This window comes from Altericroceibacterium indicum (assembly GCF_009828105.1).
GTDB classification, from domain to species: Bacteria; Pseudomonadota; Alphaproteobacteria; order Sphingomonadales; family Sphingomonadaceae; genus Altericroceibacterium; species Altericroceibacterium indicum.
The window spans coordinates 234,524-260,803 of the sequence record NZ_WTYQ01000003.1 but is presented as its reverse complement, the minus strand read 5'-3'; the positions used below and the strand labels follow the sequence as shown (position 1 = coordinate 260,803).

Sequence of the window (26,280 nt, the reverse complement as noted above, 5' to 3'; positions counted from 1 at the left end):
TTTCCACATACCACTTGCCACGCCGTGCCAGATGGTAGCGATGGTGCGCTATACACCCTTTTTCAATATGACCTGCTGGCCCTGTGCGCTTGACCGAAGCGGCTGGGTGACATTTGCTTATCTTTCAGGCTGATTTTTGCTTTGGTTTGATTCACATTAAAGCGACATTGATCTGTTGATGTGAGTTTGATGGGACCTGATTGACCCAAGATGAATTGATGATTTGAGAGTAAAGGAGATGTTATAATGCGTAAGATCGTTTCCGTGATAGTTGCTGCCCCACTCGCGCTGGCTCTGGCGGCTTGCGGGGAGACGACTCCAGCGGAGCAGGCGACGCCTGAGCCGGTGGCAGCCGATGTTCCGGTCAACCTGCCGACCATCCCTGTCAATTCGCTCACAACGATCGAATATGCCGGGACCTATAGCAAGGATATGGGGGATGGTACGACATCCCATATCACGCTGAATTCTCAGGATGACACCTATCAGTATGATGCAGGTGATGGGAAAGTCATCTCCGGCAAATATAAACGGATGGATGATGGTAGCCGTATTGAGCTTGCTGATTTTGGCGGAAAACCGGCCATCTTTGCAGTTGGCACCGGCGCTATCTATCGCATGGATAGCGCAGACACACCGCTGACCGATGTGAAGGAAGTGAATATGTATTCACGCGACCCTGATGCGGCGCAGGCATTAAAAGCTGACACTGCCGAAACCAAGGATAGCGCAGAGAAGTAATTGGTCCAAAGCCATGAAAGGCCCATGACCGGTGCGGGTATGGGCCTTTCTGATCGCATCAATCAATGCGTTTCATCGATGGCGCGCGGCTTTTCAGGAAGCGCACGGGGCTTTGCTCCGGTTAGCCATTTTTCAAACGCGATGAGTTCATTTTCACCAGTCACCTTATCCTGCCCCTTTTCAAACACAGTGAAGGAATCGCCCCCGCTGGCCAGAAAGCTGTTGGTTGTTATGCGGTAAGTGCTGGTGGGATTGATCGCAGAGCCATTGAGGGTCATGCTGGTGATCCGATCACCTTCCTTGCGGGACAGATCGTAAGTGAAGTGAAAACCTTGCGATGGAGATAGAACCTGCATCGGTCCTTCTGAGTCAAATTGCTGTTCAAGCAATTGTTTGACCTCTCTGCCGGTGAGTGTGAATGTTATCAATCCGTTGCTGAAGGGCTGCACCTTGTAGATATCGGCGAAAGTGACAGTGCCATCTGGCGCTGGAGCAAGTGTCGCCCGGATACCGAAGGGGTTCATAAAGGCAATTTGCGCCCCGGCACTGCGCGTCGCCGCGAGTTCAGAATCCGCTATCAAACGCCCAAGCGTGCCGCCACGGGCCGGGTTGTTCGGGTCTTTCTCAGCAATGCCTGCCAGCGTTCCCACCTTGCGTGCCGAAAACTGCTGGGCAGCTTTGGTGTATAGGCCGACATAATCAGCAACCACTTTATCAGGCGTGAAATGCGGAAAGCGGTTGTCTACTGTGTAGCTCTTGCTCCCCTCCTGAAACGCTTGAGACTGGACCACCACATTATGCGCATCGCGAGACAGTAGCTTGCCTGTCTTCGGATCGATCATCAGGCGAATGTCGGTCAGGATTGTGCCATATTTTCCTGCGCTGGTAACCAGCAGTGGCTGACTGGTCCCCGGTTGTGGCAATTGGCAGATATAGGCGCGGTGAGTGTGGCCGGAGATCATCACATCCACGCCCGGTTTCAGCTTGTTGATGATCGGCAGCAGGTCGCCCGCTGCGCCATCGCAACTATTGGGATCATTTTGTGGTGCGGGATCAAGCCCCTGGTGAATCAGCACGACCACCGCTTCGGCACCTTGTGCTTTCAATGATGCGGTGGCCTTATTGATCGTGTCAGCCTCATCTTTGAAGGTGAGGCCGGTCACTCCATCAGGTGAAACGAGCGCAGGAGTACCTTTGAGCGTCAGTCCAATGAGGCCAATCGTCACCTTCGAAGCGCCGGCGCCGAAACTGCGCAGAGCGGTTCCGGGGAATAGAGTCTGCCCATCCTGTTTTACAACATTGGCTGCTAGATAATGATAGGATGCGCCGAGGAAATTGGGTTCCACAGCGCAGGGTTGGCGGATGCTATTTTTCTCACAGCCACCATTTTGCAGGCGTTGCAACTCTTTTGCCCCACGATCAAATTCGTGATTGCCGACTGCGTTGAAATCAAGTCCGATGCGATTCATCACACCCACGCTTGGTTCATCAAGGAAAAGCGAAGATGAAAGCTGTGACGCGCTGGTGAGATCGCCTGCGGATACAGTCAGTGCGTTTTTATACTGGCTGCGCAACTCTTTGACTGCTTCAGCCAGCCATGCAGCGCCGCCAGCAGGCAGGTCACCGTGCTCGCCAGCATTCCCTTTGATTGAAATCGCCAGCTTGGGTGGTTCCAATGCGCCATGAAAATCATTGAGAGCGATAATGCCCACTTCCACCGGCACGTCAGCCGTGGTGGGGGCGGGGGCATTATTGTGTGTCTCGTCGATTGTGGCGCAGCCACATAAGAGCGCGAGCAACGGAAGGATCAGAGGGAGACGTCTCATCGAAAGGGGGCCTTATTTTTCAATATTGAGAATCTGGATAAGATTTTGCGCGATTTTCTAGGGCAAAGGGCTTCCCCATACGCGCTCCTCCCGATAGGGGACATCGCAAAGATGGGGAGGTCAGTTTTAAAGTTTGGACTTGAAGAGCGAATGAGCATGATTCTCACAACCAGCAAGCAGCGTTCACAGAACGAGGTTGGCAGCTTCCCCAATTACCGCGAAGGTCATATCACACCGGAAATCCGCTTCACCATCTATATGGTGCTCGCCGCAAGGCGTTGGCGCGGATTGCTGGACGAGCATTTGCGTCGCATAAACCAGAGTTCCGCACGAATGGAAGCCCTTGCTGCCATTATGAATGCGCCGGAACCCAAAGCACAGGTCAACATCGCTCGCCGTTTGCGGATTGAAGGCCCTACTCTTACCCGGATGCTCGACACGCTGGAAAAGGATGGGCTGGTTGAACGCCTGCCCGATCCGCGCGATCGCCGAACCAAACAGCTTCGCCTTACTGACAAGGGCGAGGCGGCGCTGGAAGAAATTCTGATCATTGCTGACGATCTTCGTGCACGGTTGCTGCACGGTTACTCGGAAGAAAAGATCGAGCTGTATAATGAGTTGTTTGAAGACATGCTTGATCGGCTCGATCATGGACTGCCCGCCGTCGAAAGGTGACAGAAAACTGTCACGCAAAAGTCCTATACTGCAATGGTGATCGATAGCGATCACGCGATTGTCTAAGGATTTTAACGGATGGGGCGTTTGTGTGAACGGGCTGTGCTGGGCGCAGTTCTGGCAATGATGCTGGCAGGGTGCGGCGCACGCGATGAAGGCGAGAGCGCTAATGATTTCGCTGCGCGGATCAAAGGCGAAAGCGCCGCATCGGCCAATGCTTCAAACCAAAAGAAGAATGCCGCGGTGGCCAATCTTCCGCAAGCTGCGGCTGACGGCAAGAAAGCGGTGAAATTTGCTGAGCAATATGTCCCTGCAGGTTCGGATGCGAAAAGCCAGAACGGGCTTACGATTCGTCCCGATGGCACATTCGCACTGGCAGAAAATGGGAAGAAAGTTAGCGGCAAATATCAGTGGTTGCCTGATGGCAAGCGCCTGCGCCTGATTGGTGTCGAAAGCCGTCCCATCGTGCTGGTTGCCAATGGTGCGCTGTATCGGATGACCAATGAAAATGTGCCACTGGATGATGTGACACCAGACCGGATGTATCAGCTTCCGGCAGTAGAAAAGCCGTAAGAACCATCCGGGCCAGACTGCATGAAAAGCTGGCCCGGATATTCTGATCGATCAAATATCGAGATTGGCGACGTTCAAGGCATTTTCGCGAATGAAGTCGCGGCGTGGTTCCACCACATCGCCCATCAAACGGGTAAAGATTTCATCCGTCACATCTGCGTCTTCGACCTTAACTTGCAGCAAGGCGCGGTTCTCAGGATCAAGCGTGGTTTCCCAAAGCTGCTCAGCGTTCATTTCGCCAAGACCCTTATAACGCTGAATCGACAGCCCCTTGCGTCCGGTAGAAAGCACTGCTTCCACCAATTGCGTAGGCCGGGTGATGGCATCATCATCGCTTGCGTGGATTTCCAGCTCTTCACCGTCTGCGGCGGTGGCTTCGGGTTCAGAATCGCTGCGGATGAGGCGTGACGGTGCAGCATAGGCATCAGCCTGAAGCTCGGCGACAGTATGGAGCTTGCGAGCTTCTGCACCGGTGAGGAACGTGGCTTCAATGCGGCGGACATCGCGCACGCCGCGCCACAGCCGGTCAATCCGGATAGCGCCGGTTTCTTCTTCGATTTCGGCAGTCCACTGTGCCTCCATGTCACCCGCTTTGAGGCGAGCGGCGGCAAGCGCGATCTTTTCTTCCAGCTCGGCACGGTCAAGACCCGGCTTGAAAGCACCGGCAATGGCCAGCGTTTCTACAATGGCAGGGTCATATTTGCGCGGAATGAAACTCATGATGTTCTTGAACCGTAGAGCCTGTTCAACCAGCTTGAATAGGTCCGCGCCAGCGCGCGTGCCTTCCTGCGTTTCCAGCATTCGGTTCTGTAAACCGCCTTCCACCAGATAGCGATCCAGTGCAGCCTGATCCTTCAGATAAACTTCGGACCGGCCCTTAGCGACCTTATACAGTGGTGGCTGGGCAATGAAGAGATGCCCTGCTTTCACGATTTCCGGCATCTGCCGATGGAAGAAGGTGAGCAACAATGTGCGGATATGTGCGCCATCGACGTCAGCATCGGTCATGATGACGATCTTGTGATAGCGCAGCTTATCGAGATTGAATTCATCGCGCAGGCCGGTGCCCATCGCTTGAATCAGCGTGCCCACTTCCTTGGAGCCGATGATCCGGTCGAACCGTGCGCGTTCCACGTTGAGGATTTTACCCTTCAGCGGCAGAATCGCCTGTGTCTTGCGGTCACGGCCCTGCTTGGCAGAACCGCCAGCGGAGTCCCCTTCGACCAGGAAGAGTTCGGACTTGGCCGGGTCACGTTCCTGACAATCCGCAAGTTTACCGGGGAGTGAGGCAATATCCATCGCACCTTTGCGGCGGGTGAGTTCGCGCGCGCGGCGGGCGGCTTCACGTGCAGCGGCAGCGTCGATCACCTTGAGAATGATGTTTTTCGCATCAGCCGGATTTTCTTCCAGCCATTCGCTCATCTTATCGCTCATCAGGCTTTCGAGCGGCTGGCGCACTTCGGAGGAAACCAGCTTATCCTTAGTCTGGCTGCCGAATTTGGGATCAGGCAGCTTGACTGACACGATCGCGGTCAAGCCTTCACGCATATCTTCCCCTGATAGCGTGACCTTTTCCTTCTTCATCATGCCCGAGCGATCGGCATAGCCATTCAGCGTGCGGGTCAAAGCCGCGCGGAATGCGGCCAGATGGGTGCCGCCTTCACGCTGCGGAATGTTGTTGGTGAAGCAAAGCACGTTTTCGTAATAGGAATCATTCCATTCCAGCGCCACTTCGATGCCAATCCCGTCTTTCTCTGCGGAAATCGCAATTGGCGCAGGGATCATCGCTTGCTTGTTACGGTCCAGATACTGGACGAAAGCGGCAATACCACCTTCATAGAACAAATCATGTTCAAGCACTTCTTCACCGCGCTTGTCACGCAGGAGGATGTGGACGCCTGAATTGAGAAAAGCGAGTTCGCGGTAGCGATGCTCCAGCTTGGCAAAATCAAATTCCAGCACATTCTTGAACGTGTCATGCGATGGCTGGAAGGTCACCTTGGTGCCGGTCTTGTCTGGTGGGCACTCGCCGGTCACGATCAAAGGGGCAACCGTATTGCCATGTTCAAAGCGCATCCAATGCACCTTGCCATCGCGCCAGATGGTCAGTTCCAGCCATTCAGACAGCGCGTTCACCACTGAAACGCCCACCCCATGGAGGCCGCCTGAAACCTTATAGGCATTATCGTCAGAGGTGTTTTCGAACTTCCCGCCCGCATGGAGCTGGGTCATGATAACTTCTGCTGCCGAGACACCTTCGCCAGCATGCATATCCACCGGAATACCGCGGCCATTGTCTTCTACAGAGACAGACCCATCGGGATTGATTTCGATCAGGACAAGGTCGCAATGCCCGGCAAGGGCTTCATCAATCGCGTTGTCCGAGACTTCGAAGACCATGTGGTGCAGGCCGGAGCCATCATCAGTATCCCCGATATACATGCCGGGGCGCTTGCGCACTGCGTCCAGCCCCTTGAGGACCTTAATCGAATCTGCGCCATATACATTGGCGTTTTTCTGCGTTTCGGGTGTTTCTGCCATAATGGTCATATAGGCTGCGTGCGCGCGCGAAGGAAGCACTGCTTGCCCTCATCCACAGGCTAATGCGTTATATTGGCAGAAAAACGCTTCTATTTGTGCCTTGTGCACAGCAGAACTAGCAAAAGCGCCCGTCGGGAGACGGTGCGCCTTTGCGTTTTTGAAGAATAGTGGGCTCTAGCTGCGTTCCACGGAATCTTGTGCGGCAGCCAGTGTGCGGCGCTGTTCAAGCTGGCGGAAAGCTTTGCTCACGCCGTCATTACGGCAGTCGGTGAAGGATTTTGCGGAGAAGAGAGGGCTTCCTGCGCCCTTGCGGCAGGCCGCTTCAGTTTGTGCCACGATACGCTGTTTGAGCGACGAAACATCTTGTGGATTGCTAAGGTCGAGGTCGGAATAGTCCACGCGCACCGTCACTTCATCTGCAAACGCCGGAGTGGCAACAGCAGTGAGGCAGGCAGCGGCGAAAAGCGGGAGGGTAAATTTTTTCATGAATGAGGTCCTTCCAAAGATTTTCAGCCGCCTTTCTTCGGTCATCCAGATTTTATTTTTTGTCGAAATGTATACTGAAGTCAAAGTTGCATCGGTACAAATGCGATTTACGCGCCGCCAATTGCAAGTTTTGCAACTTACAGAATCGATAAAATATAGAAGATTTTCAACGATTTTCGATCACTTGAATGATTGTCAGCCGATCTTGCAAGTGATTCTGCAGTCAGGAATTTGTATGGCGTGCAAACAAAAACCCGCCCTGAAACCAAGGCGGGTTTTGGCATCTTCAAGCTTACTGAAGCTTAGATTGGCCAGTTCATCATCAGTGGGCGGTGTGACGCGCCAGCAATGAACATCTTGACGAAACGCTTGGCAAAAATGAGCATGGTGTCCTCCATAAATATGTTGGGCACCTTCCCGGTCATCCGATCTATATTCTTATGATTTCTTGAGTGCGCATATGGCGAAGGCCATTGGCCAGCTCAAATGAGAAAACCAACATACGTGTTGCAGGTTTTGCAATCAGGTGAAGCTGTGGCGAATGAAGCGCCCGATCATACCGGTCGCAAAATGTGGCTGCCCCACGGATATGAAGGCAGCCACGAGAGTAAGGTGAAAGCTACTATCCTAATTATTGCCTGATGACGGTTCTGAAGCAATTGATAAAAATGCGGAGTAAGGAGCATATTCTGCTCGTTACTGCCCTTCTTATAGGGGCTGAACCAAGAAGCTGTCTGGACAGGCCACATAGACAAGGCTTAACGGGCCTGCATGGACGCTTCACATCTCCCCGATTCCATCCTTATCGTCGATTTCGGCAGCCAGGTGACTCAGCTTATTGCGCGCCGTGTGCGCGAAGCTGGTGTCTATTCCGAAATCGCACCCTTTACACAAGCGGAAGAAGCCTTCCACCGGATGAAGCCCAAGGGCATTATCATGTCCGGCTCTCCGGCTTCTGTCTGCGATGAGGGCAGTCCGCGCGCACCGCAGGTTCTGTTTGATAGCGGATTGCCTATTCTTGGCATCTGTTACGGCCAACAGGTGATGACGCAGCAATTGGGTGGCGAAGTACGCCCCGGCCATGAAACCGGCGATGGTGGCGAATTTGGCCGCGCATTCCTGACCGTCAGCGATGATTGCGTGTTGTTTGATGGGCTGTGGAATAAGGGTGAACGCCATCAGGTTTGGATGAGCCATGGTGACAAGGTCACCAAATTTGCTCCCGGTTTCCGCATTGTGGCCACATCTGATGGTGCGCCTTTCGCGCTGATCGCAGATGACGAACGCCGGTATTACGGCACACAGTTCCATCCGGAAGTGTTCCACACGCCCGATGGCGGCAAGTTACTCGCCAATTTCGTGCGCCATGTCTGCGGCCTTGCCGGCGATTGGACGATGGCCGAATTCCGCAAGACGAAGATTCAGGAAATTCGCGATCAGGTGGGTGATGGTAAAGTCATCTGCGGCTTGTCCGGCGGTGTAGACAGCGCAGTGGCTGCTGTGTTGATCCATGAAGCGATCGGTGAACAGCTCACCTGTGTTTTTGTGGATCACGGCCTGATGCGGATGAATGAAGCTGAGCAGGTCGTCACCCTGTTCCGCGATCACTACAATATTCCGCTGGTCCATGTGGATGCTGAAGAGCAGTTCATGGAAGGGCTTGCCGGGCAAACCGATCCGGAAAAGAAGCGCAAATTCATTGGTGGGGCGTTTATCGACCTGTTCGAGAAGGAAGCCAAAGCCATTGGCGGTGCGGATTTCCTCGCTCAAGGCACGCTCTATCCTGATGTGATCGAAAGCATCAGTTTCACTGGCGGCCCTTCAGTCACCATCAAGAGCCACCACAATGTTGGCGGCTTGCCTGAACGCATGAACATGAAGCTGGTTGAGCCTTTGCGCGAACTCTTCAAGGATGAAGTGCGCGAGTTGGGCCGCGAACTAGGCTTGCCGGAAGTTTTCGTTGGCCGTCACCCCTTCCCGGGACCTGGCCTTGCGATCCGCATTCCGGGTGAAGTGACCAAGGAGCGCTGCGACGTTCTGCGCAAAGCTGATGCGATCTATCTCGAAGAGATCCGCAATGCCGGGCTTTACGATGCCATCTGGCAGGCCTTTGCGGTGCTGCTTCCGGTGAAAACTGTGGGCGTGATGGGCGATGGCCGCACCTACGATAATGTTTGCGCTCTGCGTGCGGTGACTTCCACCGATGGCATGACCGCCGATATCTACCCATTCGACGCCAGCTTCCTGAGCGCGGTTTCGACCCGCATCATCAACGAAGTAAAGGGCATCAACCGCGTGGTCTATGACTACACGTCAAAGCCCCCTGGCACGATCGAGTGGGAGTAAACATCCGCTCTGCCCATTGCAGAATGAAGTAAAATGAAACCGCCCGAGGAATGACCCTCGGGCGGTTTTGCTATTAGGGCAGGCTGACTTAAGCGTAAAATCGCATGAGCCTGCATAGAGCGCTATTCGCTTTGCTCTGAATAATGAAAATAGTCGAAATCGGCACAAGCGCCTGCCCCTTCCATGTCCTGACAGGCCATTCCGATAAAGGCACCGGTGAAGTTGGGCAGGTAGGGCAGTGTGGCTTCATCGGACAGGATACTGGCGTCGAATGTGCCGGCAATGGGGTGCCACTCCTCTTTCCCTGCCATGCGGTAGGAAAAGTGCATATCCTCGTGATGGACATCGAGTGCCAGATGGACAGGGCCGCCCTCGATTGCCACCGGGGCTGTGCAGGTACTGGCTCTGTTTTCGTCTGGCAGTACGGAGAGAACTTGCAGGCATAAGGTGCCATCATCCTGCCGCGACAGGTAGAGATAGTGAAATTTGGTGCTGTTATAATAATGAATAAGACCCGCTGATTGCTGGAAGCTGGCGGGTGAAAAGTCGATTAGGGTTTCAGCTCTGAAGCACCATTCGCTTTGGCGACGCGCGACAAGCGACTGGTTGAACTGGCTTCCTGCGGTTTCTCGCCCGAAAAGCCGCAAATGCCCAGGCCGTGCAGTAAGGCTGAAGATATCGTCCGGATAGGGTGTGCGTAGCCATTGAAAAGCTTGGGGGAGGGTTGGCGCGTCAAAATCATCCCGTTCATCAAGGCCTGCCGGCGGTGTGGAAGCGCGATGATGGGTTTCTATTTCTGTGGTCGGAGCGGCCGAACCATCCAGGGTGCGAAGCCATCCATCCTCACCCCAGCGCATCGGCTGGATCGCAGTCTCGCGGCCCAGAATACAGCGGTCACTTTTGGGAAGCGGGCGTCCGCACAGATAGACCATCCATGTCTCACCTTCCGATGTCTCGACAAGATCACCATGGCCGGCACGTTTAAGCGAGGCGTCTGGGTGGTGGCTGGCAGAAAGGACGATGGTGTCAGGGTGCAGCTCATATGGTCCGAAGAGAGAGCGTGAGCGCGCCATCACCACGGCATGTTCACGCCCGGTGCCGCCTTCTGCGACGAGCAGGTGATACCATCCGTTCCGCTTGTAGAGGTGGGGGCCTTCGGTGAAACCAAGGTGGCTGCCTTCAAAGATCGTCCGCCGCTCGCCCAACAGGCTTCCGTCGCTGAGATCGATTTCCTGTGCCACGATACCCGCAAAGCGGCGGTGGTTGGGGCGGTGATCCCACAGCATGTTGAGCAGCCAACTGCGGCCATCATCGTCGTGAAACAGAGCCGGGTCAAAGCCGCTGCTGTTGAGGTGCACAGGGTCTGACCAGTCACCATCGATGCTGTCGCTCCACACCCAGTAATTGTGAAAATCCCGCAAGGAGGCTTCGGAAAAATCGCTCTGTGTTGTGCGGCCATAGCGTTTCACATCGGTGTATATCAGGTGAAAGCGGCCATTGGCATAGCTGATATCGGGTGCCCAAACGCCGCAGGAATCAGGGTTACCGCGCATATCCAGCTGGCTTGCGCGTGATAGCGGGCGCGCGGCCAATTGCCAGTTCGCCAAATCCCGAGAGTGGTGAATTTGCACCCCCGGATACCATTCGAAGGTTGAGGTGGCGATGTAATAGTCAGGCCCCACGCGCACAATCGATGGGTCGGGATTGAAGCCGCGCAGAATTGGGTTCGAAATCATAGAGCAGCAGGCTTTCGTACTAAGGTCCATAGAATCGCTGCACCGACAAGGTCGAGCAGGCCAAGAAGAATGAAGAAGGGCTGGTAGCCGACTGTATCGACCCACATTCCCAAGAGCAGGGTGAAGATGAGCACACCAAGATTGGCCGCAGTCCCGGCGACGCCCGTAGCGGTTGCCACTTCGTCCTGCGGGAATAAATCTGCGGCCATGGTAATGACGGTGACCGACAGCGTTTGATGGGCAAATCCGCCAAGGCACAACAGGGCAACAGCGGCAATCGCGCTCTGCACCGTGCCGACGAAGATCATGCAGGTCATCAATATGGCGCCCAGCGTAAAGGCCAGACGGCGTGCATCAATCAGATCAATTCCGCGCCGCTGGAGCCACGCCACCACAGCAGGACCGAACAAGCAGCCAAGATCTGCCGCAAGAAAGGGCAGCCAGGCGAAAATCGCGATCTGGTGGATATCGAAATGGCGTGCCTGCACGAGATATAGCGGCATCCACAGGGAGAGCATTCCCCAGACAGGGTCCGCCAGAAAGCGCGGCAATGCGATGCCCCACATGTCGCGGCGGCCTAGAATGGCTTTGAGATTGGGGCGTTTGCGTTTCTTCTGAAGGCGCTTTTCCTGACCGCTCTCAATCTTTTCGCGCTCAGCCTTGGTGATCGCGCGATGACGTTCGGGCGATTGATACCAGAGCAGCCAGATCATCACCCAAACAAGACCCAGACCACCGGCGACAAAGAACGCTGCACGCCAATTGTAATTGAGCACCGCCCAGGCCACCAAGGGCGGTGCGGCCACGGCACCAAGCGATGCACCGATTTGATACAGGCCGCCTGCTGTTCCTCGTTCGCGCGCAGGAAACCACCGGGACACCACTTTCATCCCGGCAGGCTGAGCACCGCCTTCAATGACGCCCAATGCCCCGCGCAAGCCCAGAAAGCCGAGCCAGCCCTGCACCAGGCCGTGGGCCATGGTGATGAGCGACCAGATGATGACAAAAAAGGCAAAACCATAGCGGAGCCCGGCAATGTCCAGCACATAGCCAGCGACTGGCTGGAACATGATGCCGATCTGGAATGCGCCGGTAATCCATGAATATTGCTCGGAACTGATGGCTTGCTCAGCCATGATTGTCGGAGCGGCCACACCCAATACGCTGCGGGTGAGGTAATTGATGATCATGGCGAGCGAAAACAGGCCGATGATCGTCCAACGGATCGACGGAAAGCGTTTCATCGGCGTATACCCCTCGGTAACGTTATCAAATATGTGCTGGCAGAGCTGGCATACCGGTGCCAGGCTGAATAGATGAGTGTCGATCTGCGTGGTTCATAACGGGTGTTGCAAAGCGTGACCCCTGCGGCAAGATGCGGCGAAGCAAGTGCGAAAGGGAACATTTGACCATCACTCCGTCCAAACCGCGCGGTGCAACCGTCATCGATGTGGCGAAACGGGCCGGCGTATCGCCGATGACCGTGTCGCGCGTTATTAATGGCAGCACCAGTGTACGCGATGAGACGCGCAAGGCCGTCAAAGACGCTATCCGTGAACTGAATTACACGCCCAATGTTGCTGCCCGCGCTCTGGTAACGTCGCAGGAAATTCGTCTTGGGGTGATCTATTCCAATCCCAGTGCAGCCTTCATGCATGACTTTCTTATTGGCGTGTATGAAGAAGCCTCTGTCCTGGGGGCGCAGCTCTTTTTGCTCGGCGGGCAGGATGGCAGGCCACCGCCGCCCGATGCGATTGATCGCCTGATCGCTTCCGGGATCGGCGGCGTGCTTATGGCACCGCCAATGGGGGAATCGCGGGCTGTGCGCGACCCGATCAGCCTGGCCAAATTGCCGATGGCGGTTGTCGGTGGTCCGGCGCGCGATGCGATATCGGTACGGATTGATGACCGGGCAGCGGCTTATGATATGACGCAGCACCTGATTGCTCTGGGCCACAGACGTATCGGTTTCATCATCGGCAACCCCAGCCAGTCGGCCAGTGAAGAACGGCTCGCCGGTTTCGATCAGGCTGTGCGCGAAGCCGGCGGGGTGGAAACCGTTCTGGTTCAGGGCGATTTCACCTACATGTCCGGGCTGGTTGCCGGAGAGCAATTGCTGGATATGGCCAAGCCACCAACCGCTATTTTCGCGAGTAGTGACGACATGGCTGCTGCGGTCGTTTCGGTCGCGCATCGCCGGCATATGTCCGTGCCAGATGATCTCACCGTGGTCGGCTTTGATGACACGAGTGCAGCCGTGACCTTGTGGCCACCATTGACCACCATTCGTCAGCCGGTCCGGGCGCTGGCGGCGGAGGCTCTTCGGTTGTTGATCCAAGAGGTCAAGTCTTCGCGGAAAGGTTCCAAAACCCGCCATCCCAAATGTGTTTTCGCCCATGAACTGATTGAACGGCAGTCCACTGCGCCCGTAACCGGCTGAGCAGGTTACGGAAAAGGGCCGGAGGGCGGCCGAAACCGCCTCCCGGCCAGTCGTCACTGCGCGGAGGAGGCACAGGTCAGAAATTGAACCGAACTCCGGCACGAAATACCCGGCCCAATACATCGTAGAGATTGGGGTTGACGAAATAGGGTGACGGCTCCGGATCGCGGTTGAAGACATTGTCGACCTTAAAATAGGCGGTCACGCCATCAGTGACATTGAGGCTTCCGCCGACATCCAGATAGAAAGCACCGGCCATGAAGTTGGTATTGATGGTTGGATGATTGACGGTAGATTCGGGGCAGCTTCCGGCATCACACTGGACATAATTGTTCCCCAGCACACCATCAGAGAACCAGCGTTCCTGCATATAGAGCGAGAACAGGTCGTTCGAGTAGCTCTGCACCGCAAGCCATTTCCAGTCCGGTGTGCTTCCCAGATTGACTCCGGCAGAGTCGTTCGGAATGGTCCCCGGAATCCCTGTGTCAGTGACGAATTTGCGGATATGTGTCGCCAGTGCACGCAAGGTGAGCGTGCCATCCAGCCCTAGCGGTTGCTGCCAACGATAGCTCGCTTCAATGTCAACGCCTTCCGTCTTGATCGACGCGAGGTTGAAGGCCTGGACGTTTACGTAATTCGGGCCATTCTGATTGTTGAGATTAAACGCACTACAGGCATCAGGCAGGACGCCGACATAGCAAAGGTTGACGATATCGGCTGCGCCAAGGCTGGAGATCATGTCGGTTAGCTTGATCTTATAATAATCCACCGACAGGCTCAGACCCGGCAACCAAGGAGCATTCGCCAATGCCACACCGAAAGTGGTGTTCCTCGCAATTTCCGGTGTCAGTTCGGTATTTCCGATCTGATTGGCGATCACGAGAACGTTAACATTATTGAACGGGTCAAAGAAGTTTGGCAGCGTCGTGGTTACCGGGGCGGCGAATAATTCTGACAGATTGGGCGCACGCACGTCGCGTGATGTCACGCCGCGTAGGCGTAGCCCTTCAATGGGAAGATCCCATGTTCCGCCTACTTTCCAGGCGGTGACTGTGCCTGAAGTGCTGTAATCTGTCAGGCGGCCAGCAGCATTGACATTGGCGCGGCCGATTGCGGAATTGTCAAACAGGGGAAGGTCGAGTTCAAGGAATGCTTCCTTGACGCTGTAGGCACCTTCACCGTTCTTATAGTTGCCTGCATACCAATTGTTACCACTGTCGAGCAGCAGCGGATCTTGAGGATAGTCCTGGTTGTAGGGCGTGCGTTCCGATACTCCGGCACCGTATGGGTCGGCGTAAACCGTATAGAATTCATGCCGGAATTCCGCACCGAAGGCGACGGATAGCGGGCCTGCCCACAGGTCCAGTGGGGAGCCGGAAAAGTTGAGGCTGGCGACATCCTGCGTCTGCCGAGTGCGCTGATAAGGCCCGTTGCTAGGCATGATATATTCAAGCGCAGCAGGTGAAGGTGTCTGCCCACCAAAGATATTGAGTGGTTGGCAGCCATTGGCCCGTGCCACCGGATCAGCGCAGACGATGGTTCCGTCCAGAGTAATCGCCTGAATGGCCTGATTAAACCGGCGGGAAAGCATGATGTTGCTGATGTCGACATCGGTGTAATTGGTGCCGTGTTCGTAATAGAAATCGTAATTCCAGTCAGAGCCGAAAACCGGCACTTCCCCTTTCAAGCCACCGACAAAGCGATATTGGCGGCGATCCGTATGGACTTGCGTATTGCCAAGAATGGCGTTGCTCGTTCCATAGGTGAAGCTGGTAATTCCCGCATCTGCGCATTCCTGCTGAATCGATGTGGGTAGATAGGCATTGCTGCATTGGATGGTGAGGTTCGGGCGGTTCATGCCGCCAACGGGCTGGTTGTGCGTCTTCACCTGCGCGATGTTGAAGGTCGCATAGATCTCATTATTCGGCGCGAAATCGAAGCCCAAACGGCCGTAAGTGTTGAGGCGCTTAACGCCGGACTGGAGCGACCGGCCGGCATCGACATTGCCTGAAAGATCACCGCCAATGCAAAAGCCGGGATAGCACCCGTTGACCGAACCTGCGGCATCGCCTGAAGGGGTGCCGTTTGACCCATATTCAAAAGCAAAAGGATTGCCTGCCTGGTCAAAGGCCGTACCCTGCAAGGGGCCTGCGGTAATCAGCCCATATTTGGTATAATTGTAAGGCTGGGCGTAATCGAGGTAGAGATATTGGGGGGACCCATCATTGAGGACATTGCGGTTGAACAATGTGGACTGACGGAACCAGTCACGTCCGCCTGCAAGGCCGATGCCGAAGTCGCCCCCACCCACGCCTTTTTCATCACCATATTCAGCGCTTAGCACTGCGTGCAGACGGCCATCGAGAAAGCTCTTACCAGCAGCAAGCTGGACCAGATATTGCTCGTCATCGCCATAGGTGGTGATGCCGCCCTGAACATTGCCCTTGATGCCTTCAAAATGCGTATCGGTGATGAAGTTGACCACCCCGCCGACTGCGTCTGAGCCATAAGAGGCGGATGCGCCGCCGTTCACCACGTCCACCTGCTTGATCAGCAATTGCGGGAACAGACTGATATCCGGCACGCCGGTGACATTGGCCCCGACCACACGTTGACCATCAAGCAATGTCAATGTGCGAATGGGACCAAGCCCGCGCAAAGAGAACGATGACAGGCCTTGTTGTCCGCTCGAAGTGCTGAAAGTGTTCACGGTTGAGCCGGTTGAACCCTGAAGCGATGGAAGCTGGGCGATCGTATTGAAAATATTGGGTTGCGCGTTCGCTTCAATCTCATCCACCCCGATCACTGTCGTGGGAGTGGGGGCGTTAAATCCGCTGGATACGATCCGTGAGCCGGTCACCACGATGTCTTGCGTTCCCTCACTGGCAGGCGCGGCAAAAGGTGCTTCTGACTGTTGATCAGCCTGTGATGTTGTTTGCGCCGATTGTGCCTGTGCATGAGAAGGACAAGCCATCATCGCAATCGCTGCAGTGAGTGAGCCTGTCACCATAAGCCGGGCGTGACGATTCACTGACCCTGCTGAAATCTTTACCCTCATTATCCCATCTCCCGATTATATTATATATTTTGGAAAATACATTATTAATCAATTCTTATTTATTATTTATATTCAATATAACATTATTTAATATAAGGATTAAATTCCTGAAATAAGTTTCAAAAAATTCAAATTTTCATTAAAAAATGATGAATTACATTATTCTGGGGTATTGAAAGAGACCGAACATCGGTTGCGGCCATAATGATAACGTTATCATGAGTATTACTCAGACTTATTCATGTCAATCCTATTGAATTTTTCAGTGAGGGGTCGTTGCTGTGGGCTATCCCGCTGATTGGATCAGGGTGGCTGCAATCTCACATATCCTTGGAGGTGGAACCGCAATGGATACCACTCATATTAGCAGCGAAAGGAATTGATTATGAAAGCTGCTATTTTTGAATCTTTCGGCCAACCAAGTGAGGTGCTGACCTGTGGAGAGGCTGACAAGCCTGAGCCAGGCAAGGGTGAGGTGCGGATTAAAACCGGTCTTGCATCGATTCATAATCATGACCTGATTCTTGTCGAAGGCAACTATGGCTACCGCCCGGAACTGCCTGCCATTGGCGGCAGCGAAGCCATGGGCGTCGTGGATGCGCTGGGCGAAGGTGTGAGCGGGTTTGAAATCGGTCAGCGGATTGCGACCAGCTTTACGCAAGGCACTTGGGCGGAATATTTCACTGTGAAGGCCGACTATGTCGTGCCGCTCCCCGATGCGATTAGCGATAAGACTGCTGCGCAAATGCTCTCCATGCCACTGAGTGCTCTATTTGCCATCGATGCGCTGGGTGCTGAGGAGGGAGACTGGATTCTGCAAAGCGCGGCAACCGGTGCCGTGGCCAAAGTTGTGTCTATGGTTGGCAAGGCGCGTGGAATCGGTGTCATCAATCTGGTGCGGCGCCAGTCGGCCATTGATGAACTGAACGAACTGGGCATCACCAATGCGGTTTCGACGGAAAAAGAGGATTGGGAAGACCGGGTTCATGAGATTCTTGATGGCAACAGAATCAAAGGTGTGATCGACGGTGTGGGCGGCAAGCTTGCAGGCCAGATGCTGCATCTGATTGACGATAAGGGTGTGTTTTTGAGCTTTGGTGCAATGTCGGGTGAACCGCTTGAACTTTCGCCCAACGATCTGATTCTCAAGCAATCTGTGGTGAAGGGTTTTTGGCTCGGAAAGATGTTGGAAACCATGCCGCCGCAGCGTCTGCATGGCTTCATCAAGGAGTTGGTAGAACTGTTGGCAGAGGGGACAGTGACGCTGCAAACTGGAGAGATATTCTCGCTCGATGAGGTTGCAGATGCGGCGACAGCAGCACGTGAAAAGGGCAAGGCGGGAAAGATTCTGCTCAAACCCTGAACCCTATGTTCTCAGACACCCTCGTCATGAGTGTGGCGAGAGTGCCTACCAGGCAAAACCTGCTTTTACGGCGCGCTTTTCTGCGGCACTGCTTTTACGGCCGAGAACTTTGTTGCGATGCGGGAAACGGCTAAAGCGGGCAATCATCTTGAAATGTGCAAGGGCATAGGGGCGACCAAAATTCTGCCCGAGCCGGGTGAAATATTCCTTGCTCCACAATTGGTCGGAGATAAATTCGCTATGCATGAGCGGCATGGCCAGAAACTGGCTCTGGCGGCGGGTTAGATCTTTATCATAGCCGCTCGATAGGGCGCTGCGCGTAATCGTTCGGGCCAATGGGTCAAACGCAAAGGCGCGGGGACTACCGCGATAGATATTGCGCGGGATTTGGTCGAACAACAGCACGGCTGCAAGAGCGGTCTGCGGATCACCCAGAAATTCAGATGCCGGGCGGTTCCAGAGCATCAACAGATCGCTCTCGAACCGCTCACGCAATGTGTCGTCCACATCAGATCCGGGCATGAACCAGTCTGATGGTTTAAGGCTGTGAAACCAGAAATGAAGCAGTTCGGCCGCCCAGCGGCGTTGTGATGCGGCCATGGAGCTTATTCCTTATTTCGAGTCAGTCTTGGTATAGGGTACAAAATCGCTCAGAAAGACGAAACCGGTTGGGAAACCACTGCTACGGTCAACCGTGCGGATGACGTCTTGGCGGCACAATTGGCTACCGAAACGCTTGAACACGAAAATATCGCGATCGTCGAGATCTTCAGGGCGATCAGGGCGGGCGACATAAATCGTTTTGCCCGTATCATAGACAACAGCGGTCTGATTGATGATCTGAAGACGACTATCGATCGGCGTTGAAATGCAGGTCACGGGCTTACCCGCCGTCCGGCCTTCGAGCATTTTGGCAAGTTGTTGCTGGCCCTTCTCAGCGCGCGTTTCTGCATGAGCTATAGTACCGGAAAGCGCCATTGAGACACCAGTGAGAGCAAGAATCAACTTCTTCATGGGTGAACCTCCTAAGAAAGCCAACATATTAACTATTGTCTGTTAATACGTGCTGACTGAAAGACGAAACGTTCAACCGGTTCCACCTACAGTCAGACCCCCAATTAATAATGTCGGCTGACCAACACCTGCCGGAACGCTTTGCCCGCCTTTACCGCATGTGCCCACACCTTCATCCAGCGCCAGATCATTGCCGATGCCTTTTACGCGGGTGAGAACTGATGGTCCGTCACCAATCAGCGTTGCGCCTTTGATCGGGGCACTAAGCTTTCCGTTTTCTACTCTATAGGCTTCGGTGCAGGAGAAGGTGAATTTGCCGGAGACAATGTCCACCTGCCCGCCGCCAAAGCTCTTGGCAAAGATGCCATCTTTCATCCCTGCGAGCAATTCTGCCGGGTCATCCTGGCCGGGCCGCATGAAAGTGTTGGTCATCCTTGGCATAGGCGCATGAGCATAGGATTGGCGGCGGCCATTGCCGGTAGCCTCCACGCCCATCAACCGTGCATTGAGACGGTCCTGCATATAGCCTTTGAGAATACCATCTTCGATCAGCACGGTTTCGCCAGTCGGGGTGCCCTCGTCATCGATGGAGAGAGAGCCGCGGCGATCATGGATCGAGCCATCATCCACCACCGTCACACCCGATGCGGCGACTTGTTCGCCCACACGGCCGGAAAAAGCGCTGGTGCCCTTGCGGTTGAAATCGCCTTCCAGCCCGTGCCCGATGGCTTCATGCAGCAAGATGCCCGGCCAGCCTGGGCCGAGCAGCACAGTCATTTCACCGGCTGGTGCAGCGACACTTTCAAGGTTGATCGTGGCTTGAGCCAAGGCTTCATCAATTGCCCGGTTCCAGCTCGCTTCGTGGAACAAGCTGTCATAAAGATAACGGCCACCCATGCCGAAACTACCGCTTTCGCGCCGGCCGTTGCTTTCAGCCACAATGCTGACATTGAGCCGGACAAGCGGGCGAATGTCCATGCCGATGAAGCCATCGGGGCGGACGATTTCAATCACGCTCCAACTGCCGACCAGCGATGCGCTAACCTGCGCCACACGCGGATCACGCGAACGGGCGGCGGTGTCGATCTTTTCCAGCAGCGCGACTTTTTCGGCAAAGGGCACAAGATCGAGCGGCGACTGATCGGTATAGAGGTGACGGTTGGTCGCGCGCGGAGGAAGTGGGCGATCACCGTTGGCCGGATCAAGCAGCTTCAACGTCTCGCCTGCTCTGGCAATGGCTGCGGCGCTGATATCGCTGGCATGGGCGAAGCCTGTGGTTTCGCCCGAGACACCGCGCAGGCCAAAACCAGCATCGCGGGAATAATCGCAGGTTTTCAGCCGACCATCGTCAAAAACAAAAGTCTCACTGGCGGAAAACTGGAGATACAATTCCCCGTCATCGCAAGAACTGAGAGTTTGCGAAGCAAGCCGCTGGGCCTCTTCGGGCGACAGCTTATCATCTGCATAGAGGAAAGCGCGCGGGTCTGCATGATTCATCCCTATGATATAGGGTGAAGATCAGCAGCCTGAAAGGCTGGCGTTCAACCAGCCTTTGATCGCTCAGGCGACGCTGGCGTCACCGGGTTCAGGAAGGTCACCGGCGGAAAGTTCATGGATGCCATGTTCTGCCGGGCTGCCTTTCAGCACGAAGCGGCGATCGCAATAGCCGCATTCGACATAGCCCTTCTCGTCGATTTCCAGGAAAACGCGCGGGTGGCCCAAAGCAGAAGCCTTGTATCCTGCGCCGGGGCGGATCGAGCCGGAACCATCGCAAGAGACGCGGCGGGTTTCGACCATGGTTGTTTCGGGCACGTCTGTCATGGCACTGCGCTTACCCCCAAGCGATGATTCCTGCAATATGTGCAGTCAATCGGCGACGTGCGAATTACCCTTGCGCTGTTGTAGGCCACACAGGCGCTTGGCGAACGCACCTTTGCGGCCTAGAGACGCTGCTATGACCGAAGCAGCAATTTCTATCCGCAATCTTGTCAAGGAATATGCCGGACAGGGCAATTCTCCGCCCAAACTGGCCCTGAAAGGCGTCAGCTTTGATGTGCCAGAAGGCGGTATCTTTGGTCTGTTGGGGCCAAATGGCGCGGGCAAATCCACGCTTATCAATACGCTGGCTGGGCTGGTAATGAAGACTTCGGGCGAAGTGTCCATCTGGGGTCATGACATTGATCGCAACCCGCGCAATGCCAAGGCCAGTATCGGCATCGTCCCGCAGGAAATCGTTTTCGATCCCTTTTTTACGCCATTTGAAGTGCTGGAAAATCAGGGTGGCATGTATGGCGTGGCCAAAGCGCTCCGCCGGTCTGAAGAGTTGCTGCGCGCGGTGCACCTTGAAGATAAACGCAATGCCTATGCGCGCTCGCTTTCTGGCGGGATGAAGCGCCGCCTGCTGATCGCTAAAGCCATGGTCCATTCACCGCCGATTCTGGTGCTCGATGAACCGACTGCCGGGGTGGATGTGGAATTGCGCCGTCAACTCTGGGAATTGGTCGGCGAATTGAACGCGGAAGGCGTGACAGTGGTGCTCACCACCCATTATCTCGAAGAAGCCGAAGCTCTGTGTGAACGGATTGCGATTATCAATCATGGTGAATTGGTCACCAATAAACCGACTCGGGAGTTGGTTGGCATGGTTCGCGAGAAGATCATTGTTCTGAGCGTGGATAAGGATATCGAGGCATTACCACAAAATCCTGCCTTTATCCGCTGCGAGACGCCCGCCGAGCGGATGCTGGAAATCGCTTATGATAAGGATGAGATGACCGCCGGACAGGTCATGGCTGCTGTTCAGGCTGAAGGCTTCCAGATCAAGGATGTTTCCACCCGTGAAGCAGATCTGGAGGATGTTTTTGTGAAGCTGACTGCGGAGCCCGCAGGCCAGTCATGACAGGCCTGCCGGTTAGTACGAAGAGACGGAATACAGTGCTTCCGCGGCTTTGCCTGCCTTACGCGCGTTCAGGATCATAACGCCAACGCCTTGTTGGGGCACGGCGGATCGGTTTGCGGCAATGGCTGCAGCGGCTGACAAAGGAATCGCCATCCCACCGCGCAGCGTGGGCATTGGGGTAGTGCCTCCCAATCAGGCAGAGCGGAATCCTATGCCTGAAATGGGCTTTCGTCGCATCTGCAACAACCCAATCATGCATGGTATTACGTAATAGAGCTTTGCCACAATGCCGACAATTTCCTTCAATTCTCGGCCCGTGTTTGGCAATACTTTCCCGCGACGGAACATGCACGCCGATGGCGCACATAATGCGTGAAATAATATTTAACATTTTATCTGTAACATGCATACGAAATGAATAGAGATTATCTATTCCATGGGGGGGTGTGTGGGTAATATGCAGCCACATTCTATTCGTCAAATAATATGCGCAGCTTGAAGATTTTGAAGCGGTCGTTTTATTATGCTTGCCCGTTTTTTTCTGAATCAATGGCATTGTCTTTGCGCCAGAGTTTGTGTCTTTCCCGGCGGATCGGAGTAGAGCACACGTGGCAATGGCTGATATAGGTGGTGCCCGTCCATATGACTGAGCGTTTTTTCGGGAAGTGCCGGTTCAGCAAGCACCGCAAGCTTTGAAAGCGCGGTGGGGTAGGTTGATCGCGGCTATCGGTCAGCCAATTTCCTGAGGTTCCGCGATGGATTGGCTCCTGACAATATTTGCACTGGGCATGTTGGTGAAGCCCAATGCGGGTTTTTGTGCCGGGTGCCGGCTTATGATTACCCAGAGTACATGCTAGGCCTTCGAGAGGTTTATGTATCATCGTCAGCAGTCACTCCTTCAAGACGTCATGCAAAAGCAGGCTGCGAAGTGGAACGCGCCCGAGTTACATTTATTTCAGTAGTGTGCGACTCGCGCAGACAATGCTGCGCCGCAGCAAATTTGCTTCATGATTCGCGTAAAAGCAAGGAAAAGTGGGCCATGTCACACCGTGCTTGCGGCGCAGCGTAAGGCGCGGCATGACGGATGGATGAACACGAACGGTCACGCAGCCTCCGCACCTTCACCCTATGACGTTATTATCATTGGTTCGGGGGCGGCCGGGCTAACCGCGGCGCTGGCACTAGGGGAAAATCTCAAGGTTCTGGTGCTTGCGAAAGGCAAGCTCACCAGTGGTTCCACTGCTTGGGCACAGGGCGGCATTGCAGCGGTGCTCGACACGGGTGACACATTTGACAATCATATTGCCGACACAATGGATGCTGGCGCGGGCCTCAACCGGCGCGAAACGGTTGAATATGTCATTGAACGTGCGCCTCATGCGATTGAGCGGCTGGTGGAATTGGGCGTGCCGTTCAACACAGAAGGCACGGACCTGCATCTCACCCGCGAAGGGGGCCACTCGCATCGCCGGATTGTCCACGTAAACGATGCCACCGGCTGGGCCGTTCAGACCGCATTGCTCAAGGCTGCGAAGGAAAATCCAAATATCACCCTGTTGCCCGATCATACATGCATTGATCTGATTACTGGCCAGCATGAAACACGCTATTCCGGTTCCGGCAGGGTGTGGGGTGTCTATGCACTGGATGAGGCGAGCGGTAAGGTACAAGCCTATACCGGTCGGGCCACCATAATGGCATCAGGCGGGGCGGGGCGTGTCTATCGCTTTTCCACCGCGCCGCGCGGGGCCACGGGCGATGGCATCGCCATGGCATGGCGGGCCGGCGCGCGCGTTTCCAATATGGAAATGATGCAGTTTCACCCGACCTGCCTTTATAATCTGGAAGTGAAAAACTTCCTCATCACCGAAGCGGTGCGCGGTGAAGGTGGGCATTTGAAGATCCCCGAAACGGGGGAACGCTTCATGCCCTATTTTGATGAGCGGGCGGAACTGGCTCCGCGTGACATTGTCGCCCGCGCCATTGACCATGAAATCAAGCGCCTCGGCCTCGATTACGTTCATCTCGACATCAGCCATCAGCCGCCGGAATTTGTGAAAGAGCATTTCCCCACCATTCATGAAAAGCTGCTCGGCCTTGGAATCGATATGACCAAGGAGCCGATCCCGGTGGTGCCTGCCCAGCATTACACTTGCGGTGGTGTACTGGTGGACCTTGACGCGCGAACCGACCTGCCGGGCCTGTGGGCGGCAGGGGAGTGCACCGAAAGCGGCCTGCATGGTGCCAATCGGCTGGCGTCCAATTCTTTGCTCGAATGTTTCGTTTTCGGGGAAGCTGCGGCCAAGGATATTCTCGATTGCTGGGATAGGCTCGATGAACCGCCTTCGATTCGCGAATGGGATGAAAGCCGTGTCACCGATTCCGATGAAGAAGTGGTCATCAAGCAAAACTGGACTGAAATCCGCCGCTTTATGTGGAACTATGTCGGTATTGTCCGCAGCACCAAGCGGCTGGAACGCGCGGCCCATCGTATCAAATTGCTGACAGATGAGATTGAGGATTATTACGGCCATTTCCGGGTGACGACCGATCTCATCGAATTGCGCAATTTGCTGCAATGTGCTGATCTGATCGTGCGCAGCGCCTTGAAGCGGCATGAGAGCCGGGGGCTGCATTTCACGCTGGATTACCCGGAAACTTCAACCGCGCCGAGAGACACAGTGCTCGTCCCCTGAGGGGCAGGCGTGATGCGCGCTGCGCTTGCGCCAGTTCCACAGGTGCCCGGCGACCAGAAACAGGCTGCCGACCACGGTCAGCATGGTTTCGCCAGCGTGTGAGACGCCCGGTAGCAGTGCTGCGCCAATGCATAGCACGCCAACCATGCCGGTGAGCCCCGGTGCCACCACGCGGTGATGGCGATACCCAAGCCAGAAAGCGCAGAAGGCAGCAGGGGCAACCAACGCAAAAGCTGCCATGTGGAAACCTTTGGAAGCGGCGAAGGCGCCCAGAATTCCCGGCAGAATCAGCAATAGTAACGGCAAAGCTAAGCAATGGATCAGGCACAGGAAGGACGCCGTCAGCGCGGTGCCTTCCACTAGATCGGTAGCTCGGTTCCCTTTGGGCATCGCGAAATCCTGCTGCATGATGGTTCTTGGCTTAGCTTGTGTGATGATACAATGTATCATATAGAACATGTGTCCTGTGAAAGAAGGTGCCATGTCAAAAAATATTGCTGCGCAGCTTATCTGTGCGCCTGATCGTTCGGTGCAATTGTTGGAGCGCAAGCGCTCGCAGCCCTGTCTGGCAGGATTAAAGGTTGGCGCACCGCCATCCTTTTCCACGATTAGCGATAGCAACCTGGGCCTGTGCCTCTGGTCGCGCGAGATTGGCGTTGGACTGCAGGAGGAGCTGGCAGAATTACAGCTCGATCACGTAGATGACGTCCGCCTCACTACCTCAACAGATCTTCTAGAGGCTGATCTTGCGGTCGCGCTGGATGAAGCTGGCTATCCACCATGCCCGCGGCTTTTGGCAGATATTCAGAGGCTGGGCCAAGCCCAGGCAGAACTGGCCCAAAGTTCTGGAGTAGAAATTCGGCTGGAAGTGGTGGAAAGTAACTCCTGCTATAAATTCCACGCCGATTATGTGACCTGCCGTTTGTTGACCACCTATGTCGGGCAGGGCACGCAATGGATCGAAGCGCGCCACCGTGAGGAGCCAGAGCCGCCTATCCAGCAACTGAGCTTTGGAGAAGTCGGCTTTTTCAAAGGGCGCTTGTGGCAGGATAGCCCGACCATTCTCCATCGTTCCCCGCCGATCAGTGGGACCGGTGAGCAGCGCCTGCTATTGGTGATCGATCCGGTGGAGAAGGTTTGAATGCCGCATGGTCGTGGGCGCGAATATCGCCTATTACCGCCACCCTATGAATGACCTCTTTGCAGATCGCGTGCTGCGTGACCGCGCTTTGACGCGCCAAGATGTGGAAGCTCTGTTCAAGGCTGGCGCGCAGCAGCTTTTCGGTTGCGATCTGGAAGAGGTCGACCTGTCTGGCCTCGATCTCACGCATTGGACGTTTGAGCGTTGCAATCTGCGCCATGCTGACATCAGCCATGCGCGGCTGGAAGGTACTGTCTGGAAATCCTGCCGGGGGCCTTTTGCCAATTTTACCGGCAGTGATCTGGGTGAAGCGCAATTCACCTCGTGTGATTTCAACAATGCCACGTTCAAAACCGCATCGCTTGGCTCGGCCAGCTTCGTGCAATGTAAACTGACCGGAGCCGATCTGACACACATCAAGGCGATGGAGCTGAAATTGGAAGAAACGCTGCTCATCAACGCCAAATTACCTGGCCATTCTTTCCGTAAGGCCACGCTGACCAAGATCGATTTCTCCCAAAGCGACCTCCGAAAATGCGATTTCCGCCTTACGACCTTTAACGAATGCAGCTTGCGCGATGCCAATATGGATGGCGCGCGCTTTGATGGGGCAGATTTGCGCGGCGCAGACCTCGGCGGCCTGCGGCTGGCCGACGCAAACCTGTTTCGCGGAGCAACCATTTCTCGCGAACAGGCCGGACAATTGCTCAGCGAATTGGGTCTCAACGTCCGCTAAATGGGCTGC

General features: G+C 55.0%; 23 protein-coding genes. 11 read left to right on the top strand and 12 right to left on the bottom strand.

All coding sequences use genetic code 11. The features are described from left to right. The first annotated feature begins 246 nt into the window (after window positions 1–246). Window positions 247–741 (top strand): hypothetical protein, encoded by a 495-nt coding sequence (locus tag GRI39_RS09655; protein ID WP_160739496.1) that lies wholly within the window; start codon window positions 247–249, stop codon window positions 739–741. A 62-nt stretch (window positions 742–803) separates the two neighbouring features. Here the strand turns inward: GRI39_RS09655 and GRI39_RS09650 are convergent, their stop codons facing one another. After that, window positions 804–2,567 carry a bifunctional metallophosphatase/5'-nucleotidase gene (locus GRI39_RS09650; RefSeq protein WP_160739495.1) on the bottom strand — a complete coding sequence of 588 codons (1,764 nt, stop codon included), beginning with the start codon at window positions 2,565–2,567 and terminating at the stop codon, window positions 804–806. A gap of 156 nt (window positions 2,568–2,723) precedes the next feature. Here GRI39_RS09650 and GRI39_RS14715 point away from each other — a divergent pair, with 156 nt between their 5' ends. Continuing rightward, entirely contained in the window at window positions 2,724–3,242 is a 519-nt protein-coding gene (locus tag GRI39_RS14715; protein WP_281351865.1) for a MarR family winged helix-turn-helix transcriptional regulator, read from the top strand. A gap of 78 nt (window positions 3,243–3,320) precedes the next feature. Then, window positions 3,321–3,815, top strand: a complete 495-nt coding sequence (locus GRI39_RS09640; RefSeq protein WP_160739494.1) for a copper resistance protein NlpE — start codon at window positions 3,321–3,323, stop codon at window positions 3,813–3,815. A 51-nt stretch (window positions 3,816–3,866) separates the two neighbouring features. Here the strand turns inward: GRI39_RS09640 and gyrB are convergent, their stop codons facing one another. Both gyrB and GRI39_RS09630 read right to left on the bottom strand, forming a co-directional pair. Further along, complete coding sequence (gene gyrB, locus GRI39_RS09635; RefSeq protein ID WP_160739735.1) at window positions 3,867–6,356, bottom strand: DNA topoisomerase (ATP-hydrolyzing) subunit B; 2,490 nt, start codon at window positions 6,354–6,356, stop codon at window positions 3,867–3,869. A 174-nt stretch (window positions 6,357–6,530) separates the two neighbouring features. After that, a complete protein-coding gene (locus GRI39_RS09630; RefSeq protein ID WP_160739493.1) occupies window positions 6,531–6,842 on the bottom strand; it encodes a UrcA family protein in 312 nt (103 codons plus the stop codon). On the opposite strand from GRI39_RS09630, the gene GRI39_RS09625 reads away from it, so the two are divergent. Both GRI39_RS09625 and guaA read left to right on the top strand, forming a co-directional pair. Next, on the top strand, window positions 6,841–7,194 hold the full coding sequence (locus GRI39_RS09625) for a hypothetical protein (protein ID WP_160739492.1): 354 nt from the start codon (window positions 6,841–6,843) through the stop codon (window positions 7,192–7,194). The two genes, GRI39_RS09630 and GRI39_RS09625, sit on opposite strands and share 2 nt — an antisense overlap. A gap of 419 nt (window positions 7,195–7,613) precedes the next feature. Next, on the top strand, window positions 7,614–9,188 hold the full coding sequence (gene guaA / locus GRI39_RS09620; protein ID WP_160739491.1) for a glutamine-hydrolyzing GMP synthase: 1,575 nt from the start codon (window positions 7,614–7,616) through the stop codon (window positions 9,186–9,188). A gap of 122 nt (window positions 9,189–9,310) precedes the next feature. Here guaA and GRI39_RS09615 read toward each other — a convergent pair whose 3' ends face one another. Further along, window positions 9,311–10,924, bottom strand: a complete 1,614-nt coding sequence (locus tag GRI39_RS09615; RefSeq protein WP_160739490.1) for a glycoside hydrolase family 43 protein — start codon at window positions 10,922–10,924, stop codon at window positions 9,311–9,313. Then, window positions 10,921–12,168: an MFS transporter gene (locus GRI39_RS09610; protein ID WP_160739489.1), complete on the bottom strand. Its 1,248-nt coding sequence runs from the start codon at window positions 12,166–12,168 to the stop codon at window positions 10,921–10,923. The genes GRI39_RS09615 and GRI39_RS09610 overlap by 4 nt, the downstream gene beginning before the upstream one ends. A 161-nt stretch (window positions 12,169–12,329) precedes the next feature. Here GRI39_RS09610 and GRI39_RS09605 point away from each other — a divergent pair, with 161 nt between their 5' ends. After that, window positions 12,330–13,364 carry a LacI family DNA-binding transcriptional regulator gene (locus GRI39_RS09605; RefSeq protein ID WP_246205013.1) on the top strand — a complete coding sequence of 345 codons (1,035 nt, stop codon included), beginning with the start codon at window positions 12,330–12,332 and terminating at the stop codon, window positions 13,362–13,364. Between the two features lie 76 nt (window positions 13,365–13,440). Here the strand turns inward: GRI39_RS09605 and GRI39_RS09600 are convergent, their stop codons facing one another. Beyond that, the gene (locus GRI39_RS09600) at window positions 13,441–16,422 is read right to left on the bottom strand and encodes a TonB-dependent receptor plug domain-containing protein (protein WP_160739487.1); all 2,982 of its coding nucleotides are present in this window, start codon (window positions 16,420–16,422) and stop codon (window positions 13,441–13,443) included. 385 nt (window positions 16,423–16,807) lie between these two features. On the opposite strand from GRI39_RS09600, the gene GRI39_RS09595 reads away from it, so the two are divergent. Then, window positions 16,808–17,785, top strand: coding sequence for a zinc-binding dehydrogenase (locus GRI39_RS09595; protein ID WP_160739486.1), 978 nt, complete (start codon window positions 16,808–16,810; stop codon window positions 17,783–17,785). A gap of 45 nt (window positions 17,786–17,830) precedes the next feature. On the opposite strand, the gene GRI39_RS09590 is transcribed toward GRI39_RS09595, so the two are convergent. From GRI39_RS09590 to GRI39_RS09575, 4 genes are all read right to left on the bottom strand, one after another. Next, complete coding sequence (locus GRI39_RS09590) at window positions 17,831–18,385, bottom strand: DUF924 family protein (RefSeq protein ID WP_160739485.1); 555 nt, start codon at window positions 18,383–18,385, stop codon at window positions 17,831–17,833. A gap of 12 nt (window positions 18,386–18,397) precedes the next feature. Then, complete coding sequence (locus GRI39_RS09585; RefSeq protein ID WP_160739484.1) at window positions 18,398–18,799, bottom strand: hypothetical protein; 402 nt, start codon at window positions 18,797–18,799, stop codon at window positions 18,398–18,400. Between the two features lie 72 nt (window positions 18,800–18,871). After that, entirely contained in the window at window positions 18,872–20,296 is a 1,425-nt protein-coding gene (gene tldD, locus GRI39_RS09580; protein WP_160739483.1) for a metalloprotease TldD, read from the bottom strand. Window positions 20,297–20,359: 63 nt separating this feature from the next. Then, a complete protein-coding gene (locus GRI39_RS09575) occupies window positions 20,360–20,620 on the bottom strand; it encodes a zinc-finger domain-containing protein (RefSeq protein WP_160739482.1) in 261 nt (86 codons plus the stop codon). 133 nt (window positions 20,621–20,753) lie between these two features. Here GRI39_RS09575 and GRI39_RS09570 point away from each other — a divergent pair, with 133 nt between their 5' ends. Then, a complete protein-coding gene (locus GRI39_RS09570) occupies window positions 20,754–21,698 on the top strand; it encodes an ABC transporter ATP-binding protein (RefSeq protein WP_160739481.1) in 945 nt (314 codons plus the stop codon). A gap of 58 nt (window positions 21,699–21,756) precedes the next feature. Here GRI39_RS09570 and GRI39_RS09565 read toward each other — a convergent pair whose 3' ends face one another. Beyond that, the gene (locus tag GRI39_RS09565) at window positions 21,757–22,248 is read right to left on the bottom strand and encodes a hypothetical protein (protein WP_160739480.1); all 492 of its coding nucleotides are present in this window, start codon (window positions 22,246–22,248) and stop codon (window positions 21,757–21,759) included. 538 nt (window positions 22,249–22,786) lie between these two features. Between GRI39_RS09565 and nadB the strand changes: the two genes are divergently transcribed. After that, window positions 22,787–24,394, top strand: coding sequence for an L-aspartate oxidase (nadB, locus tag GRI39_RS09560; protein WP_160739479.1), 1,608 nt, complete (start codon window positions 22,787–22,789; stop codon window positions 24,392–24,394). On the opposite strand, the gene GRI39_RS09555 is transcribed toward nadB, so the two are convergent. Beyond that, window positions 24,359–24,784, bottom strand: coding sequence for a MerC domain-containing protein (locus GRI39_RS09555; RefSeq protein WP_160739478.1), 426 nt, complete (start codon window positions 24,782–24,784; stop codon window positions 24,359–24,361). The two genes, nadB and GRI39_RS09555, sit on opposite strands and share 36 nt — an antisense overlap. Window positions 24,785–24,875: 91 nt before the next feature. Between GRI39_RS09555 and GRI39_RS09550 the strand changes: the two genes are divergently transcribed. Continuing rightward, window positions 24,876–25,535, top strand: a complete 660-nt coding sequence (locus GRI39_RS09550; RefSeq protein WP_160739477.1) for a DUF1826 domain-containing protein — start codon at window positions 24,876–24,878, stop codon at window positions 25,533–25,535. 46 nt (window positions 25,536–25,581) lie between these two features. After that, window positions 25,582–26,271, top strand: a complete 690-nt coding sequence (locus tag GRI39_RS09545) for a pentapeptide repeat-containing protein (protein ID WP_160739734.1) — start codon at window positions 25,582–25,584, stop codon at window positions 26,269–26,271. Window positions 26,272–26,280: the final 9 nt, after the last annotated feature.

Coding starts and splice junctions, on each gene's coding strand:
- GRI39_RS09655 (WP_160739496.1), top strand. CDS start 247: ATGCGTAAGATCGTTTCCGTGATAGTTGCTGCCCCACTCGCGCTGGCT.
- GRI39_RS09650 (WP_160739495.1), bottom strand. CDS start 2,567: ATGAGACGTCTCCCTCTGATCCTTCCGTTGCTCGCGCTCTTATGTGGC.
- GRI39_RS14715 (WP_281351865.1), top strand. CDS start 2,724: ATGATTCTCACAACCAGCAAGCAGCGTTCACAGAACGAGGTTGGCAGC.
- GRI39_RS09640 (WP_160739494.1), top strand. CDS start 3,321: ATGGGGCGTTTGTGTGAACGGGCTGTGCTGGGCGCAGTTCTGGCAATG.
- gyrB (WP_160739735.1), bottom strand. CDS start 6,356: ATGGCAGAAACACCCGAAACGCAGAAAAACGCCAATGTATATGGCGCA.
- GRI39_RS09625 (WP_160739492.1), top strand. CDS start 6,841: ATGAATGAGGTCCTTCCAAAGATTTTCAGCCGCCTTTCTTCGGTCATC.
- GRI39_RS09630 (WP_160739493.1), bottom strand. CDS start 6,842: ATGAAAAAATTTACCCTCCCGCTTTTCGCCGCTGCCTGCCTCACTGCT.
- guaA (WP_160739491.1), top strand. CDS start 7,614: ATGGACGCTTCACATCTCCCCGATTCCATCCTTATCGTCGATTTCGGC.
- GRI39_RS09615 (WP_160739490.1), bottom strand. CDS start 10,924: ATGATTTCGAACCCAATTCTGCGCGGCTTCAATCCCGACCCATCGATT.
- GRI39_RS09610 (WP_160739489.1), bottom strand. CDS start 12,168: ATGAAACGCTTTCCGTCGATCCGTTGGACGATCATCGGCCTGTTTTCG.
- GRI39_RS09600 (WP_160739487.1), bottom strand. CDS start 16,422: ATGAGGGTAAAGATTTCAGCAGGGTCAGTGAATCGTCACGCCCGGCTT.
- GRI39_RS09595 (WP_160739486.1), top strand. CDS start 16,808: ATGAAAGCTGCTATTTTTGAATCTTTCGGCCAACCAAGTGAGGTGCTG.
- GRI39_RS09590 (WP_160739485.1), bottom strand. CDS start 18,385: ATGGCCGCATCACAACGCCGCTGGGCGGCCGAACTGCTTCATTTCTGG.
- GRI39_RS09585 (WP_160739484.1), bottom strand. CDS start 18,799: ATGAAGAAGTTGATTCTTGCTCTCACTGGTGTCTCAATGGCGCTTTCC.
- tldD (WP_160739483.1), bottom strand. CDS start 20,296: ATGAATCATGCAGACCCGCGCGCTTTCCTCTATGCAGATGATAAGCTG.
- GRI39_RS09575 (WP_160739482.1), bottom strand. CDS start 20,620: ATGACAGACGTGCCCGAAACAACCATGGTCGAAACCCGCCGCGTCTCT.
- GRI39_RS09570 (WP_160739481.1), top strand. CDS start 20,754: ATGACCGAAGCAGCAATTTCTATCCGCAATCTTGTCAAGGAATATGCC.
- nadB (WP_160739479.1), top strand. CDS start 22,787: ATGAACACGAACGGTCACGCAGCCTCCGCACCTTCACCCTATGACGTT.
- GRI39_RS09555 (WP_160739478.1), bottom strand. CDS start 24,784: ATGCCCAAAGGGAACCGAGCTACCGATCTAGTGGAAGGCACCGCGCTG.
- GRI39_RS09550 (WP_160739477.1), top strand. CDS start 24,876: ATGTCAAAAAATATTGCTGCGCAGCTTATCTGTGCGCCTGATCGTTCG.
- GRI39_RS09545 (WP_160739734.1), top strand. CDS start 25,582: ATGAATGACCTCTTTGCAGATCGCGTGCTGCGTGACCGCGCTTTGACG.